Here is a 17167-nt window from a genome sequence, read left to right as displayed (position 1 = left end):
CATGGCATTGCGACTGCTCCAGATCGTGCTCCCCAAGCGCCACGACGTCGAAGTCGTGGAGTTGCTGGGCCGCCGCGAACCCAGCACGCTGTGGATCGAGCCGATCAATGATGGCCGCGTCCGCGTGAGCATCGTGCTACCCAAGGAAGACTGCGACGACATCGTCCGGATGCTCGACTCGCAGTATGCCGCCGTCGAGGGCTTCAGGCTGATCCTGGAGGCGATCGAAGCCACGCGGCCGCAGATCGAGGAAGCACCGCCGCCAACGCCCAAGGCACCGGAGGATAAGGACCTCGAGCCCAAGCGAAAGGCATTCTTCGGTGGACGCGTGGCGGGCGACGAGTTGGTCGCCGAGGTCTCGGCGGGTGGCAGGAACACGCGGGTCTACTACGCGATGGTCGTCCTATCCACCGTCGTCGCGGCTGCCGGCTTGGTCCAGAGCAGCCCGGCCGTCATCATCGGCGCGATGGTCATCGCGCCACTGCTCGGCCCGAATCTGGCCCTCTCTCTCGCGCTGACCATCGGCGACCTCAAGCTCGCGCGGCGGGCCTTGACCACGAACGTCATTGGCGTGACGATGGCGGCGGCGCTGTCGATCCTGTTTGGGCTCTTCGCTCAGGTCGACCCGCAGACCCCGGAGATCCTGGCCCGGACGACGCCCAAGCCGAGCGACATCGCCATCGCGCTCGGGGCTGGTGCCGCTGGCACCCTCGCCGCGACAACGGGCGTGCCAGCGGCCCTGGTGGGCGTTATGGTGGCGGTCGCGCTGCTGCCGCCCCTCGTCAGTTTTGGATTGCTGCTGGTGAGCCGGGACGCGACGTTGACACAAGCAATGGGCGCCCTGATGCTGACGGCGACCAACGTGATCTGCATCAATCTCAGCGCGATGGCGATGTTCCGCTTGCAGGGCGTCGGGCCCTACACGGTCTACAACACGCTGCGGGCGCGCAAGGGCAGCAGCTACGCGATGATGTTCTGGGCCCTGCTCCTCGCGCTGCTGGTGGCGATCATCCTGGCGTGGCCCTGGGTGATCGACAACATGTCCGGAGGCGGCGCGACTTCGACGGGCTAGTTCTCGGTGGAGTCGTCGCCCCGTTCGTCCTCGATCGCGGGCTCGGCCCGCTCGGGCGCGAAGGTCATGGCCAGCGCGATGGTGGCGATGAAGAAGAGAAGCGTGGCGGTCGGCAGCGTCCAGCCGAGCGCCTCCATGGCGCCGCGCCCGAATTGCGGCGCGGGCGGGCCGCTCTTGGGCATGACCATGAGCGAGGCATCGAACTGCCAGGTGCCGAAGGCCAGCTCGTCGGCGCGCCGCTCGGGCATCGGCTCGCCCGCCCGGCGGGCGGCGTTCACGCGGCGATTGAACGAGCGCTCGCTCTCGGGGAATCGGAGCACCTGCTCCTCGAAGCCGCCCTCGGGCAGCAGCTCGACGAACTGGAATCGCCAGTCGCCACGCATGACCTGGCCGAAGCTATCTTGATCAACGCCCGGCCTTTGCAGCCGAACGACGACGGCCAGTCGCTCGTCGGCGGTGCCGGCGTCGATCTCCGCTAAGAGGTCTTCGATGGACTTGCCGCTGCGTGGCGCGAAGCGGAGCACCTTGAGCCAAGAGTCGTGCCGCTGCAGGCCCGGCACCTCGGTCGGAAGCGACTGGAGCCCCGAGCGAAGGCGGATGACGTCGTCGCCGTACTGCATGACCACGACGTCGGCGCCATCGGCATCCACCTCGTCGGTGAAGCTGACGGACGTGTCGTTCCAGAGGAAGTCACGGGCGGTAATGGGCTGGAAGACGAAGAGCTCGCGGCCTGACTCGCGGTTGAAGCGATCGAGGCGTTGGGCCATGAAGTAGCCGAGGAGGGTTACCGCGGCGAGGCAGACCAGAGCGGTCGTGAGCCAGATGGTGCGGCCGCGGTGCCAGGCGAAGGGCTTGCGTTCGGTCTCGATCCTGGTGGTGTCCATGGTCTCCGTTCGATGCGTGGGTTATTGCTCCTCGCCGTCGCTCAGGGCGTCGCCCTCGGCGTGGTCGGCGTCCTTGTCGTACTCGCCGTGGCCCGAGTCTTCCTCGGCCTCGAGGCTGAACAGTCCGACCGTCAGGCCATGGGTCGCTCGCGTGCGATCTGCCGATCGCATCGGCTTGTCATAGCCGTGGTGCCCGTGCTTCTCGGCGGCCTTCTTCTGGAATGCCTTCTCGCCGATCTCCTGGATCTTCTTGTCCTTGGCGAACTGGAAGACGGAAACGCCGCCGATGGTCTCGTCTTCGCCTCGGGAGAGCGTGACGCCGAGGTCGCCCTTGCCGCCCGGGTGGATCTGGCTGGCCTTCCAGTCGTAGATCTCGGTGCGATTGCCGAGGTCGAGCGCCGTCAGCCCGACGAACAAGCCGACGCCCATGAGCGTGAAGAGGAAGACCAGCAGGTTCAGGCGGTTGTCCCACTTGAGGTGCATGAAGATCGCGACGACGAAGATGGCCTTGATCGTGGCGATGCTCATCGCGATGAACACGTTGACCAAGGTCGGGATTTCGAGCTCGAAGACATCGGCCACCCAGATCTCGGCGCGTGACGACGCCACGGTCAGGATGGTGAAGAACACCAGAATGCCAAGCACGGCCCGCAGCACGAACTTGCTCGTGACGTGGTGGTCGCCGCCGTCGTGCCCATGCTCGCCCGCCCCGTGATGCTCGGGGTGGAATGCATGCGGGTCGGCCATGTAGTCGGCGTACTGCTCCTCGGTCATCTGCGAGGGGTCGGGCCGCGGGTTCTCGTGCTGGCTGTCGCTGCTCATGTCTGGCTCCGGACGAAGGCGAGTGGCGTGCGTGTCCCGCGGACTAGTGGATCAGGTACAGGAGGGGGAAGAGGAAGATCCAGATGAGGTCGACGATGTGCCAGTACAGGCCGATGTTCTCCATCGCCAGGTAGTTCTTGGGCCCGTACCAGCCCTTGGCGTTCTTGATGATCAACCAGCCGATGAGGCCCATGCCGATGACCACGTGCGAGGCGTGGATGCCAGTGGCCGCGTAGTAGAGCGACCACCACATCGGCTCCATGGCGTTCTGGGCGTAGGGGTAGTCGAAGAGCACGCCGGGCCGCTTGCCCTCGGCCCACTTGGGTCCGTACTCGAAGATGAACTTGATGAGCAGGAAGGCGAGTGCGCAGAGCCACGTGATGACCAGGCAGATCTGGGCACGGGCTCGGTCACCGAGCTGCGTGTGGCGGATGGCGGCCGCCATGGTGTAGCTCGACCACAGCAGGATCAGCGTGTTGGCGCCGCCATAGACCCAGTTGAGGTAGTGCGACCCGTTGGCAAAGGCCTCGGGGTACAGCATGCGCATGATGGCATAGCCGCAGAAGAGGCCGGCGAAGAGCAGGACCTCGGTCCCCAGGAAGAGCCACATGCCGAGCTTGCCGGCGTCGAACTCGTCGTCCTTGGTCCGCCAGTGGTGCCCCTTTTCCACGGTGTCGTGCGGCAGGGTTGGCCCCGTGGGCACGTCGCGGCCTGAGGATGGATTGATGGTGCTCATGCGGGGCTCTCTTTGGCTGACACGCTCGTACGGTTTCCAAGGATCGAGGCGACGCCACGCCGGCGGACCGGCCGCGAACGGGAGACTCAGTTCGGGTCGGACTTCTCCGGCAGCGGATAGTCCTGCGGATCGGTGTGCGGAGGCACGACACGGTCGTACGCGTACGGGCCGTGCTTGACGATCGGCTCGTGCTCGAAGTTGTGCTCATCCGGCGGCGAGTCGGCGTGCCACTCGAGCGTCATGCCGCCCCAAGGGTTGGCCGAAGCCGTCTTGCCCTGCAGCAGGGCGTGGATGAACGTGAACAGGTGGACCAGGAAGCCGGCCAGCAGCATCCACGAGCCAACGGTGGAGATGATGTGCATCCACTGGAACTCGTCGGGATAGCTCGCATACCGGCGAGGCATGCCGTGGGCGCCCATCACGAACTGGATGAAGAACGTGACGTTGAAGCCCAGGAAGACCAGCCAGAAGCCCAGCTTGGCGGGCGTCTCGGCGTACATCTTGCCGAACATCTTGGGCCACCAGTGGTGCAGGCCCGCAAGGAATGCAATGACGGTGCCGCCGAACATGACGTAGTGGAAGTGGGCCACGACGTAGTACGAGTCGTGCAGGTGCATGTCGGTCGACAGCGTGGCCAGCGGTAGGCCGGTCAGGCCACCGATCGTGAACAGGAACAGGAAGCCGAGCGTGTAGAGCATCGGCGTGTTGAACACGATCGAGCCCTTGTAGAGCGTGGCGATCCAGTTAAACACCTTGATGGCGGTGGGCACGGCCACGAAGAAGGTCAGGAAGCTGAAGATCGCGGCCGTCAGCTCGCCCTGGCTCGTGAACATGTGGTGGCCCCACACGAGGAAGCTCACCGCGGCGATGCCCAGCGACGCGAACGCGACCGAGCGATAGCCGAAGATGGGCTTGCGGGCGTGGACGGTGATGGTCTCGCTGATCACGCCGAAGGCCGGCAGGATCATGATGTACACCACCGGGTGGCTATAGAACCAGAAGAAGTGCTGGAAGAGCACGGGGTCGCCGCCCATGCGCGGATCGAACAGGCCGAAGTTGAACAGCCGCTCGAAGATGAGCATCAGCGTCGTGATGCCGATGACCGGGGTGGCGAGCACCTGGATGATGGCCGTCGCATAGATGGCCCACACGAATAGCGGCATGTCGAACCAGCCCATGCCCGGCGCGCGGAGCTTGTGCACGGTGACGACGAAGTTCAGCCCCGTCATAATGGAGCTGAAGCCCATGATGAAGACGCCGGTGACCATGGCGACTAGTCGCCAGTGGTCGGCGTCGGTCATGGTCGAGTACGGGGTGTAGAGCGTCCAGCCGGTATCGATGCCGCCGACGAGGGCCGACGCCAGGGCGAACAGTGAGCCGAAGACGTAGACGTACCAGCTCGCCAGGTTGAGGCGCGGGAAGGCAACGTCCTTGGCGCCGATCATCAGGGGCAGGAAGAAGTTGCCCAGGCTGGCCGGGATGCCCGGCACGATGAACATGAACGTCATGATCGCGCCGTGGAGCGTCATGGCGCGGTTGTAGATGTTATTCGCCGTGGCGCCATCGCCGGCGAGGAACGCCAGCCGCTGGCCCGTCGTGACGGACTCGCCGGCGGCGTTGATGATCGACCGCGTGGGCTCGAGCAACTCGAGTCGCACGGCCAGGGCCATGACCCCGCCCAGGAAGAACAGGATGAGCAGCGCCGTCAGGTACATGACGCCGATCTTCTTGTGATCGACCGTCGTCGCCCAGTTGGCGATGTCGGCCCACAGGCTGCCCTTCGAGGTCAGGTACGACCCGTGGTGGCCGCCGGCGTGCGGTGCCGAGCCGGCATGGGAGTCAAGCGAACTCATCGTGCGCCTCCAGAATCAAGCTGCACAGCGACGGCATCAGCCACCGCTGGGGGTTCCTTCCATCGATCCTTCCGTCCCGGCCGAACCCGTAGGCTCCATCGAGCCGTCGGCCGGAGCGTCGCCCTCGCCACCATCTTCGGCTCCCTCGGCTTCGGCTCCCTCGGCGTCAGGATCGACCTGTGCCTGGGCGAGTTCGGCGTCGGGCGTAGCGTCGCTCAAGGTCTTCATATACGCGACGATCCAGCCAAGCTGCTCGGGGCTGATGGCGCCCTGGTAGCTCACCATCTGGTTGGGGTAACCAGCACGGATCTTGGCGGCCGGAACGTAGATAGATTCACGGATGTGGTTGTCGTCGGCGAGGATGGTGCTGCCGTCGGTGTACTGGTGTTCGTTGTTGTAGAGATCCTTCCACGTCGGGCCGGTTCCCGAGGAGCCGTCGACCGAGTGGCACGAGAAGCAGCCGTTCTGCTGGCTAACGATCTGGCCGCGCTCGGCCAGCGTGCCGCGGGGCGAGCCGAAGATCTCGAGCTTGGCCTCGTAGATCTCTTCGGGCACGATGCGGATGATGCCGGCCATCTCGGAGTGGTTGTCGCCGCAGTACTCGGCGCACATCAGGATGTGGTCGCGATAGGGATACGTGCCCAACTCTTCGTCCTGCATGATGAGCGCGGTATCGTCGAGCGGATCGGGCACGAACGTGTAGCTCGTGTAGCGGTTGGGGAAGATGTCCTGCTTCACGCGGAAGTCGGGGATCCAGAAGCTGTGGATCACGTCGCGGCTCGTCATGCGGAGCAGCACGGGCGTGTTCTCGGGGAAGTACCAGACAGGAGCGGGCACGCTGGCGAAAGCCTGGAACCCGTCGTCCACGTGCGCGCCATAGGACTCGTTGGCGGCCTCGGTGGTGATCTGGCCGCCGGGATACTCGAGCAGCCAACTCCACTGGTACGCCAACAGGTTGGCCTCGATAGCGCCGACCTTGCTGTAGTTGAGGTTGATGTAGCCGCGGAAGCCTTCGAAGAACATCACGAAGAAGAAGATCGTAGGAATGACCGTCCACGTGATCTCGAGCGGCGTGTTGTGGCTGGGGCTGGCCGGGGCGGCCTGGCCCTTGCGGCGGCGCCAGCGGAAGGCCCACCACAGCATCAGGAACATGAGCACCACGAAGAACACCACCGACAGCCACCAGATGAACATGAACATCCAGTCGGCCTGCCGGCCGGCCTCGGTGTAGCTCCGACCACCGAACCAGAACAGGTCCTGGAGGCTGGCCGAGGCCAGGGTGGTCGAGACGTGCGCCATTGCGGCGTTGATCGCGTTCATGCATGGGCTCCCACGGCTCGTCCACCGGAACGGCCGCCGTCAAGTCCTGAATCTTCGTTGGTTGCTGCCCGCTCCTGCCGCGACTTGGCGATGCGCTCGCTCACCTTGAGCGTGACGAGCAGACCGAGCACGAGCAGGATCGTGATCACGGCGCCCGCCCGCATGACGCGGAAGGCCGCCAGGCTGTAGGAATTGCTGTTCGGGTCGTACGTGAAGCAAAAGAGCAGCACGCGGTCGCCGAAGCTCGCTCCTATGCGGCCATCGGCGGCGTCGAGCATCGCGAGCTTGACCTGCCGGGCCGGGTAATCGAATCCGTAGAAGTAGCGAGACACCGTGCCGTCGGGCGCCAGCACCACCACGCCCGTTGCGTGGGCGTACTCGTCTACGTCGGGCAGGTAGCGGTAGCCGAAGCCAACTGCATCGGCGATCGCGCGAGACGTATCGCCACTGGCGCGGAAGAAGCGGTAGCCCTGTTCGACCGTCTCGGGATCGTTCTGGTTCTGGAAGTAGCCCGAGCGGTACAGCATGGCATACTGCTGTGCCTGCTCTTGCGTGTTCGTCGGATCGAACGAGATCGACAGGACGTTGTACTCGTCGCCGATGGTCCAGTCGTCGATGCCGTTGAAGGCCTTGTTTAGGTTGCCCAGCATGGCGGGGCAGGCCACCGGGCAGTCGTAGTAGACCATCAGCAGGATGGTCGGCTTGCCGCGATCGGGTGCATCCTCGCTGTCGAAGAAGTCGCCCAGCCGGACGGTCTCGCCCTCGATCGTCGTCAGCTCCGCGTCGAGCGGCACCTGGTTTCCGAGCTTCTCTTCGATGTCCAGGCCGCGGGCCTCGACGGGGACCTCGTCCTCGATGATCTGGGCGCACGAAGCGACCGCCAGCCCGAGGGCTGCCGAGACGGCCGTAATCCTGCGCAGCATCGTGGTCATGATCCTCTGCGTGTCCTTACCGCTGCCCGTAGCTCTCCATCACCTTCTGACGGGCCTCGTCGATGGGGATGCGGGCGGCTCCCTCGACGATCTGGCCCGACCAGCCGTACTCGGTCATTTCTTCGAGCGTGTCGGCCTTGTACTCGTTGGCGTCGACGGCGAGCTGCAGCGTCTCGATGTTCTTCAGCCGGGCGTTCTGCACGTAGCCCTTGAAGAAGAGCGCCACGCCCACGATCGAGATGACCACGAAGGCGAGCATCGCCATGTAAAAGATAAGGAGCGCACGCGTGTCCACGTGGCCGGCATGCTCCTGCTGGGGCAGGCCTTCGTCCTTCGTATGGACAAACCAGTCGTCGTGATTGTGGGTGGCGCTCATGGGTGGTTCCTGTGGAACAGTATAAATTACTGTACGGTCGATCTTGTTCCGAGCTTGAATCGTCGCCTTCAACTCAGTGGGAATCCCTGAAAGATCCCGCAGCGTGGGCTCAGATGTAGTTCTTGTGGCCGAGGGCCTCCGGCATACGGGGTTCCATGCGGTTGACGAGGGGCGCCTTGGTCAGTCTCCAGAGCAACACGCCCGTGTAGAGCGCCACGATGCCGCCGATGCCCGCGACGTCGACCCAGAGCCCCTGCGTGAACCCAACGGGGTTCTCGAGGGTGATTCCGAGCGAAGGTCGGATGATCCAGTACAGGTCGACGACGTGCATGAAGATGAGCCACGCGGCCACCGTGCCGTAGCCCAGCGCGTTGCGGCGCATGGCCCGGGGGAACATCAGGACCAGGGGCACCAGGAAGTGGCCGAAGACCAGGAACATGGTCAGGCCGGGCCAGTCGGACTGGCGGTGCATGAACCAGGTGGTTTCCTCGGGGATCTGGCTGTACCAGATGAGGAAGTACTGGCTGTAGGCGATGTAGCCCCAGAACACGATGAAGCCGAACATGAACTTGCTCAGGTCGTGGTGGTGCTCCTGGGTGATGAGCCCCTCCATCTTGCCCTTCGAGCGCAGGAAGCCCAGGAGGAGCGCCATGGCCGGGAAGGTGACGAAGAGCGTGCCGGCGAAGAAGTAGACGCCCCACATGGTGCTGAAGAACTTGTAGTCGGTCAGCGCCATCATCCAGTCGAAGCTGAAGAAGGACGTGGCGAGCGCCATGAGCACCAGGCCCCAGGCCGAGTGGAACGACAGCTTGTTGGTCAGCCAGCGGTCGCCGGTGCGCTCCTGCTTGCGCGAGATGCTCCAGACCAGGCGGGCCATGCCCAGCCACACGACGACGTAGAACGCCATGCGGGCGCCCACGAAGATGGGGTCGAAGTACGCCCCCTTCTTGGTAATGAAGTAGCCCTCGTCGATGATGTCGGGGTTGAGCCAGCTCGAGACGATGCCGACGTTGTCGCTCTGGACCGAGATGATCTCGGACACGGCAAACAGGACGAGGCCAAAGACGGGCAGCCAGATGAGCGCCGCGGCCTGCTCGAGCACACGCTTCATCGTGACGTGCCAGCCAGCGGCGCCGACGGCGTTGATCATGATGAAGAAGAGCGAGCCGATGCTGAAGCCCAGCACGCTGAGCGTGCCGATCAGCAGGATGCCCTTGACGTGGATCAGGGCTGCGTTCATGCTCGTCGAGCCCGAGAGCACGAAGACGCCCGCGATGGCGACGGCGATGCCGATGACGCCCACGGCGGCCAATGCCTTCCAGAGCAGGCCGACGCTCGAGGACTCGAGCGTGATGTTCTCGTCGCGGAGGGCCGGATCCTGCAGGTGGGCCGGCTGCTCGATGGGCGGCTGGTTGGCGGCGATGCTGCTCACTGGCCACCTCCTTGTGATTCGACTGGTCCGCTCGATCCGGAAGACCCGGCCGCTCGGCCTCGAGGGTCGAGCCGATCTCGCGCCTCGGCGGGCAGCGACTGCGGGTCGTTGTCGAAGGCCTGCTGCAGCACGCGGATGTGGGCGACGATGGCCCACGTGTCCTCGGTACTCAGGGCGTGGCCGTAGCCGGGCATGCGGTAGCGGCCGTCGGGATGCTTCAGGCCGTGGCGCGCGATGTGGAAGAGGTATCCGTCGCCGCTGGTGGGCTCGCCCTCGTTCTTGTACTTAGCGTCGTGGAAGCTGGGGACCGGGGCCGACCAGCGTCGCCCAACCATCCCGTTTCCGTCACCGGCGTAGCCGTGGCAGGCCGCGCAGTAGATGTTGAACCGCTCCTCGCCCCGGGCGAGCAATTCGGCCGTGACAGATGTGGGCATCGACTGGACGAACGTGCCATCCTCGTTCAGGCCCGCGAACTCCTGCACGCCCTCGCCCAGCAGCTCGCGGCGCTCTTCGAGGAACCCATCGGCCCACTCGGCACCGTCATCGAGCGAGGCCTCGGCGAACGCGAACGCGCCGAACGCGACGGTGCCGTCGACCGGCGGTCGCCCTTGGCGGCCATCGGCGAAGAGCGGCGTTGCGGCCTGCGGGCTGAAGTTCGGGTTGTCGTCCATGTCGGGGAAGAACTGGCGTGGCTTCTCCTCGGAACGGTCTCCCCGGCAACCCGACAGCAGGGCCGTCGATGCGAGGGTCGTCGCGGTCGTCGCGAGGAGCAGGGCCAGCCTGGTGGTTCGGCGGTGCATGGGCTTACTCCTCCACCAACTCGACGTGGGTCGCGCCGATCTCTTCGAGCATCGCGACGGTGTCGGAGCCCTGGAACTTAGAGTCGGCCGCCTCGATGACGATGACGAACTTGTCGTCGCTCACCCGCAGGAATCGCTCGTTCTTGAGCAGCGGGTGGTTCCAACGAGGCAGGCCGTTGAGGGCGAGCATGCCGATGAGGCACGCGAACGCCGAGAAGAGCACGCCGAGCTCGAACGTGATGGGCACGAACGGCTCCCACGCGTCGTACGGCTTGCCCTGGACGACGAGGGCGTAATCGACCGCCGTCATCCAGTACTGCATGGCCAAGGCGGCCGAGATGCCGGTGATGGCCCCACCGGCGACGATGAGCGGAAGCTTCGTTCGCTTCATGCCCATTGCTTCGTCGATGCCGTGGATGGGGAACGACGCGAACACGTCCCACTTCTGGAAGCCCGCGTCGCGGACCTTCTCGGCGGCGTGGTAGACGTCGGCCGACGAGGGGAACTCGGCCATGATGCCGTGGATGACGCCGCCGTCGGGCGTGCGGAAGCCGTGGTCGGCCTTGGATGGGAAACCGAGGATGCCCATGTCAGTGTCCCTCCCCATCGGTGCCGGGGTTGGCGGTGTCGGATGCGTCGGTGCCCTGGCCCACGCCGCCCGAACCCGGGCCGTGCGCCTGGCTGTGGCCGTGCCCATGACCATGGCCATGCCCGTGCGGGTCGGCCTCGGGCAGGATGGCCTTGATCTCGGCGATCGGGAAGATCGGCAGGAATCGCAGGAACAGCAGGAAGAGCGTCATGAAGATGCCGCACGAGCCGACGAACGTGAGGATGTCGACCCACGTGGGGTAGAACATGTGCCACTCGCCCGGAATGAACGCGCGGTGGAGGCTGGTGACGATGATCACGAAGCGCTCGAACCACATGCCGATGGTGACCGCCAGCGCGACGATCCAGATGACGATCGGATTGCGCCGCAGTGCCTTGACCCAGAAGAGCTGCGGGCTGAGCACGTTGCAGCCGATCATCGTCCAGTATGCCCACCAGTAGGGCGCACCGTCTTCGTGCCACCAGGTCGGCAAGGCGCGGTTGAACGCGAAGACCGAGTACTCGAAGTCGTTGCCGCCGTACCAGGCGATGAAGAACTCCATCGCGTAGGCAAAGCCCACGAGCATGCCCGTCAGCAGCAGGATCTTGCTCATGTTCTCCAGGTGGCGGAGGGTGAGCAGGTCCTTCATGTTGGGGAAGAGCTCGCGGGCGGGGATCAGCAGGAACAGCACCATGGCGAATCCGCCGAACACGGCGCCGGCCACGAAGTAGGGCGGGAAGATCGTCGTGTGCCAGCCCGGCAGGATCGAGGTCGCAAAGTCGAACGACACGATCGAGTGCACGCTGAGCACGAGCGGCGTCGACAGGCCGGCCAGCAGGATGTAGGCCTTCTCGTAGCGCATCCAGTGGCGGCTGGAGTTTCGCCAGCCGAGCGAGGCCATGCCGTAGAAGAACGAGCGGAGCGTGTCGGGCTTGAACGGCGTGAAGGGCAGGCGGGGCTGGTGCGGATCCTTCAGGAGTCGCAGGTCGGCCCGGTCACGCAGCGTGGCGAGATCGGGGATCATGCCCATGAACCAGAAGAGCAGGGACACGGTGGCGTAGGTGCTCACCGCGAACACGTCCCACAGCAACGGGCTGCGGAAGTTGGGCCAGATCCAGTTGCTGTTGGGCGCGGGCGCCAGGAACCAGGCCATCCAGGCCCGGCCGACGTGGATGCCCGGGAAGATGCCCGCGCAGATCACGGCGAAGATCGTCATGGCCTCGGCCGAGCGGTTCACCGCCGTGCGCCACTGCTGCTTGAACAGGCAGAGGATGGCGCTGATGAGCGTGCCGGCGTGGCCGATGCCGATCCAGAACACGAAGTTGGTGATGTCCCACGCCCAGTCGACCTGGTTGGTCAGGCCCCAGACGCCGACGCCGGTGATGATGAGGTAGAGGATCATCAACTGGCCGAGGCCCGCGATGCTGGCCGACAGGCCGAACAGCGGCAGCCACCAGCGGCCGGGCGCCTTCTCGGCGTACCCGCAGACGATCTCGGTGATCTCGTGGACCGAGCGGTTGTTGAGCACCAGCGGCGCGCGGTACGAGGGATCCTCGGTCAGCGAGCCGTCGCCCGTGCCGGGCTCGGGGTTGAAGCCCGAGGCCTCGGGCGCCCGGCCGGCCAGGCGATCGCTGGTGCGTTGGTCCGGAGGTAGTTGGCTCACAGCAGGCCTCCCTGTGGCATCGCGGCGGCCTTGAGCACCTTGAGGCTCAGGGCGTACCCGGCGTCGTCATCACGCCGATCGAGATCGATGAAGCTCGTGCCGCGGCGGGCGTGCGGTTCGCCGCCGTGGTCGTCTCCATGGCCGTGGTCGTCCATGTGCTGGTAGTGCGGCTCGAGACCCTTCTTCACCCACTTGACGTCGTGCGGGTGCCAGTCGAGGTACTTGTAGCGGTCGTAATCGAGTTCCTCGAGGATCTTCGGGTTGGGGTTGTGCACCGTCATGAGGTGCGTCGTGCGTGGGCGCGTGTTGAGGTAGCCCAGCACGGCGTAGCTGCGTCCGCTCTCGCGGGTCGCGGTCACCTTGCTCTCAGGATCGAGGATGTTGCCGAACACGATGGCGTCCGTCGGGCAGGCCTGCTGGCAGGCGGTCTGCACGAAGCCCTCGGGCACGGCCTCGAGGCCCTTGAGCTTGGTCTCGATCTTGGCGTTGTTCGTGCGCTGGATGCAGTAGGTGCACTTCTCCATCACGCCGCGAGAGCGGATGGTGACGTTTGGGTTCTTGCCCATCTTCTCGATCTCGGTGAGCTTTGCTCGCAATCGAGGCGGGATGAAGTGCTGGTTGGGCGGCAGCTTGTCGTCAAAGACCCCGCCGGTGGCGCGGCTGGTCTCCTCGTTGAGCCCGCCGTCGAGCTGCTTGGTGCCGTAATCGAAGAAGTTGAAGCGGCGAACCTTGTACGGGCAGTTGTTGGCGCAATACCGCGTGCCGATGCAGCGGTTGTAGACCATGTAGTTGTGGCCCTCGGGGCCGTGCACCGTCGCATTCACCGGGCAGACGACCTCGCACGGCGCGTTCTCGCAGTGCACGCACGCGACGGGCTGCTGCAAGATCTCTTCGGGCTCGTTGAGGTCGTCGCCTACGAAGTAGCGATCGACGCGGATCCACGTCATCTCGCGGCCCTTGGCGACCTCTTGCTTGCCGACGACCGGGATGTTGTTCTCGCTCTGGCAGGCAACCGTGCACACGCCGCAGCCGATGCACGAGCCCATGTCGATGGTCATGCCCCACTGCGGGCCCTGGGCGTACGTCGAGCCGGGCTCGGCATCGCCCTTGCCCTCGGCGTCCTCGCCCGTGCCCTTGTTGTAGGGGTTGTGGTAGATCGAGCGGTTGGGTGGCGCGTGGCTGACCGTGCCGAGCTGCTCGGCAAAGTTCAGGTCGCTGGTGGCCAGCTCGTACTCGTCGGTCCAGTTGACGCGCAGGTCGCCGTACTTCTGCCACGCGGGCAGCTCGACGCGGCGGACGATCTCGGTGCGACCCTCGAGCGACCAGTGGTTCTGCGTGCTTGCGATCCAGTAGTCGCCCGGCACGCGTTCGATCTGGGCGCCCATGGCGGCGTACTGGCCCGCCTCGCGGAGCGTGTAGGTGTCGAAGCCCGAGCCCTCGGCGACCGGGCCGCCGCGCGTCCGGCCGTAGCCCAGCCGCAGCACGATGGTGTCGTCGGCGAGCCCCGGGCAGATCCAGACCGGCAGCTCGAGCGTGCGACCGCCGACGTTGAGGCGGACCATCTTGCCCGTGGTGTGCTCGCGCAGGTAGACGTGCTTGGGGTTGCCACTGCCGGGGACGAGCCCGAGCTTCTGGGCCGTGGCCGGGCTGATGATCGCCGGGTTGTCCCAGGTGATCATCGTGCCGATGTCGGGCAGCTCCTGCATCCAGGCGCTGCCGGCGAATCGGCCGTCGAGCGTGCGACCCGGCGTGAACAGCACGTCGAGCGAGTCGCCCGAGGGCGCGGCGCTGGGGCGGATCGTGCGGATGCTGTCGGCGAGGTTTGCCAGGTTTGCGGTCGGCGTCTGGCCCGGCGTCGCCGAGTTTGCGACGAGTCCGTCGTGCAGCGCGCGTCGCCACCGCTTCTCGAAATCGCCCCGGGCGGTCACGCCAAAACGGTCGCGCATCGTGCGGCGCCAGACCGAGCGGACGATCGTGTGGCCCTCGGGCCACTTGGGGAGCTCGGAGCCGCCCTCTTCGCCGTCGGCTGGTGCATCTTCGGGGAAGACGTCGTCCGCGTTGCCCATGCGCGTCGGTCCGTCCTGGCCGTCGACGACGATCGCGCCGTGCGCGCGGGCCGATTGCTCGAGGTGGGTCAGCCGCTCTTCTTCCTCGAACGTCTCGCCGGCGAGGAAGGCCAGCAGTTCGATCTCGCTCTTGCCGAAGTAGATCGGCGCGACCATGGGCTGCACGACGCTCAGCGTGCCGTCGTGGGCAACGACGTCGCCCCACTGCTCGAGGTAGTGCGTGCCGTGGAGACGCCACGTCGACGCGGCGGCCGTCTCGGTGTCCTGCACGCTCAGGCTCACGCGCGTGGGCACCTTGGCGTACCGCTCGGCGAAGTTGGCCTCGACGGGCGCGTCGTACACCGGGTTGGCGTTGAGGCAGACGACGGTGCTCACCCGGCCGGCGTCGATGGCCTCGCCGAGCGAGACCAGCGCGGCATGGCCGTTGATCGCAAGGTCGGACGGCATCGGGCGGTACCGCACGACGGGCCCGATGGCGCCGAGCGCGGCGTTCATCGCGTGCGCGAGCGCGTGGACGCCGACCGGCAGCGAGGGGCCGACGAGCACGATGGACTCGTTGCGGTGGGCGGCCAGATCGGCGGCGCACTCGCGGACCCAGACTTCGTCGAAGGCCACGCCCTGCGGTACCGGCACGGCATCGAGTGCAGCGCGGATGCGGGCGTCGCCGCCGAGTTCCTGCATGAGGGCCTTGGCCAACGCCACGACGAACGCGGGCTGCAGCGACGGCGCCAGACGCAGGCGGTGGTCGGCCTTGCCGCCGCTAACCGTCAGCGAGCCTTCGACCGCATAGATGCGGCTCATGTCGATCGGGTCGCCCGACTCGTCCTTGGCACTCATCGGGGCGCGGTGGGCCATCATGCCGCGGGCGACGCGGAGGTTGTCCGTGTCCTCGTACGCGGCGTCGCGCTGGACGAGCACCATGCGCTTGGCGTTCTCGAGACGCAGCTCCTCGGTCATGGGCTGGCCGAAGGCGAGGCGCGATGCCTCGACGGCACCGGGGTTCTCGAGGGGCTCGTAGGCCACCCACTGGGCATTGGGCCAACGGCGCAGCACGGCGTCGCGCATGGCGTCGCGGCTGGGGCTGGTCTGCTTGCCGGCGATGAACGCCAGCCCGCGCCCGCCGGTGGCGTCGTAGCGCCCGAAGCCGTCGTTGCTGCGGGCCCACACGGCGAAGTCGTCCCACGTTGCCTCGAGCGGACCACGAGCGGGGTTGTCGTAGGTCACCTGCATGAGGCGATACGGGTCGTACAAGTCGAGGATGCTGGCCTGCGACCAGACGCTCGACTTGCCCTGGTTGACCGGGTGCAGCGGGTTGCCCTCGATCTTGGTCGGTCGGCCCTCGTGCGTCTCGGCCAGCAGTCCCTCGGCCCCGCCGCCGGCCAGCGGCATGGAAGTGGCGTAGTACTTCGCGCGGCCCGGCACCTGATCCTCGGGTACCTCGCGCGAGTAGGACATGATCGTGTGGTCGGGGCGGCGACAGCCGGGGATGGTGGCAGCGCCGGCGAGGGCGAGCGACGCGCCCATCACCTTCAGGAAGTCGCGACGCGAGCCCTCGAGCAGTTCGCTCGCGCGAGCGGGAAACTCGCGGCCGAGCCACTCGCGGAACTCCGGCTTGTCGACGAACTCGTCCATGCTGCGCCACACCGCCCGTCCCGACGATTGGGCGAGCTTCCGAGGCGCACGGTCGATCTCGCGCTTGCCGCGAGTCGAGGGGCACTGGTCGATGGTCTTCTCTGCCATGCGGTCGTTCTCCGGCTGGCAAGCCTGATTCGAGTCGAAGCGTTCCTGAGCGAAGCTAGTAATGGCAGGCCCCGCAGTTCTCGGGAGGCATCTTGCGGATGCTCTCGAGGACGGCCTGGATGCTGGCGGCCTGGGCCTGGGTGCCGGCCATGTCTCCCAGCCACACGGTCTCGACCCACTCAAGGTCGGTGACCTTGTCGGGCGGCACGAGGTAGTCTGCCGGGTTGTCGTGGCCTTCGAGCGAGTCGCCGACGCCGCGGTGACAGTCGAGGCACCAGCTCATGCTGAGGCTGTGCGACTGGTAGACCACGGGCATCGCTTCGATCTGTCCGTGGCACGAGTAGCAACTCACGCCCGCGTTCACGTGGATGTGGTGCGGGAAGTTGGCGTAATCGGGAAGCTTGTGGATGCGCACCCACGGGATCGAGGCGTCCTCTTCCCATGCCGTGCGGATGAACTCGACCTTCTCGCCGGGGTCGTAGGTCGGCGCGAGCATGCCGTCGGTGTGGCAGCCCATGCACGTCGACACCGGAGGCACGTTGGAGTGCGACGACTTCTCGACGTGCGTGTGGCAGTAGCGGCAGTCCATGCCGAGCTTGCCGGCGTGGATCTGGTGGCTGAAGCCCGAGCCCGGCTGGGTGGGCATGTAGCCAACCTCCCAGTACTTGGGCGTGAAGTAGTAGGTCACGATGGTGACGGCCCCGATGAGGCCCAGGGCCCCACCGATCGCGCCCACCGTGGGCAGCACGTTCATCCAGACGGGGAATCGAACGGACACCGGACGCCTCCCGTGCTCTCCCGGCTCGCCAAAACCACCCGTTGGACGGCGACTCCGGGATGAAACAAGCACCGCTGGGCGTTGTGGCCCAGCGTCGCCGCAAT

Annotated in this window: 14 protein-coding genes; 1 reads left to right on the top strand and 13 read right to left on the bottom strand. The window is 66.1% G+C overall.

Annotated elements, in window-relative coordinates:
• Position 1: 1 nt before the first annotated feature.
• The gene (locus RIA68_13230) at positions 2-1072 is read left to right on the top strand and encodes a TIGR00341 family protein (GenBank protein MEQ8318405.1); all 1071 of its coding nucleotides are present in this window, start codon (positions 2-4) and stop codon (positions 1070-1072) included.
• On the opposite strand, the gene RIA68_13225 is transcribed toward RIA68_13230, so the two are convergent.
• From RIA68_13225 to RIA68_13165, 13 genes are all read right to left on the bottom strand, one after another.
• Complete coding sequence (locus RIA68_13225; protein MEQ8318404.1) at positions 1069-1956, bottom strand: hypothetical protein; 888 nt, start codon at positions 1954-1956, stop codon at positions 1069-1071. The two genes, RIA68_13230 and RIA68_13225, sit on opposite strands and share 4 nt — an antisense overlap.
• 21 nt (positions 1957-1977) lie before the next feature.
• Positions 1978-2778, bottom strand: coding sequence for a cytochrome C oxidase subunit IV family protein (locus RIA68_13220; protein ID MEQ8318403.1), 801 nt, complete (start codon positions 2776-2778; stop codon positions 1978-1980).
• A gap of 43 nt (positions 2779-2821) precedes the next feature.
• The gene (locus RIA68_13215; protein MEQ8318402.1) at positions 2822-3514 is read right to left on the bottom strand and encodes a cytochrome c oxidase subunit 3 family protein; all 693 of its coding nucleotides are present in this window, start codon (positions 3512-3514) and stop codon (positions 2822-2824) included.
• Between the two features lie 86 nt (positions 3515-3600).
• Positions 3601-5367, bottom strand: a complete 1767-nt coding sequence (locus RIA68_13210) for a cbb3-type cytochrome c oxidase subunit I (GenBank protein MEQ8318401.1) — start codon at positions 5365-5367, stop codon at positions 3601-3603.
• A gap of 36 nt (positions 5368-5403) precedes the next feature.
• Complete coding sequence (locus RIA68_13205; GenBank protein ID MEQ8318400.1) at positions 5404-6687, bottom strand: cytochrome c oxidase subunit II; 1284 nt, start codon at positions 6685-6687, stop codon at positions 5404-5406.
• The gene (locus RIA68_13200) at positions 6684-7619 is read right to left on the bottom strand and encodes an SCO family protein (GenBank protein MEQ8318399.1); all 936 of its coding nucleotides are present in this window, start codon (positions 7617-7619) and stop codon (positions 6684-6686) included. Before RIA68_13200 ends, RIA68_13205 begins: the two co-directional genes overlap by 4 nt.
• 16 nt (positions 7620-7635) lie before the next feature.
• On the bottom strand, positions 7636-7995 hold the full coding sequence (locus RIA68_13195; protein ID MEQ8318398.1) for a hypothetical protein: 360 nt from the start codon (positions 7993-7995) through the stop codon (positions 7636-7638).
• Between the two features lie 109 nt (positions 7996-8104).
• Positions 8105-9427 (bottom strand): hypothetical protein, encoded by a 1323-nt coding sequence (locus RIA68_13190; GenBank protein MEQ8318397.1) that lies wholly within the window; start codon positions 9425-9427, stop codon positions 8105-8107.
• Entirely contained in the window at positions 9424-10227 is an 804-nt protein-coding gene (locus tag RIA68_13185; protein MEQ8318396.1) for a cytochrome c, read from the bottom strand. The genes RIA68_13190 and RIA68_13185 overlap by 4 nt, the downstream gene beginning before the upstream one ends.
• A gap of 4 nt (positions 10228-10231) precedes the next feature.
• Positions 10232-10816, bottom strand: a complete 585-nt coding sequence (locus RIA68_13180; GenBank protein MEQ8318395.1) for a DUF3341 domain-containing protein — start codon at positions 10814-10816, stop codon at positions 10232-10234.
• Position 10817: 1 nt separating this feature from the next.
• On the bottom strand, positions 10818-12479 hold the full coding sequence (nrfD, locus tag RIA68_13175; GenBank protein ID MEQ8318394.1) for an NrfD/PsrC family molybdoenzyme membrane anchor subunit: 1662 nt from the start codon (positions 12477-12479) through the stop codon (positions 10818-10820).
• The gene (locus tag RIA68_13170) at positions 12476-16285 is read right to left on the bottom strand and encodes a TAT-variant-translocated molybdopterin oxidoreductase (GenBank protein ID MEQ8318393.1); all 3810 of its coding nucleotides are present in this window, start codon (positions 16283-16285) and stop codon (positions 12476-12478) included. Before RIA68_13170 ends, nrfD begins: the two co-directional genes overlap by 4 nt.
• 55 nt (positions 16286-16340) lie before the next feature.
• Positions 16341-17063 carry a cytochrome c3 family protein gene (locus RIA68_13165; protein ID MEQ8318392.1) on the bottom strand — a complete coding sequence of 241 codons (723 nt, stop codon included), beginning with the start codon at positions 17061-17063 and terminating at the stop codon, positions 16341-16343.
• Positions 17064-17167: the final 104 nt, after the last annotated feature.

Source organism: Phycisphaerales bacterium (assembly GCA_040217175.1).
Classification (GTDB): Bacteria; Planctomycetota; Phycisphaerae; order Phycisphaerales; family UBA1924; genus JAHCJI01.
This window is presented reverse-complemented; position numbering and strand designations above follow the sequence as displayed.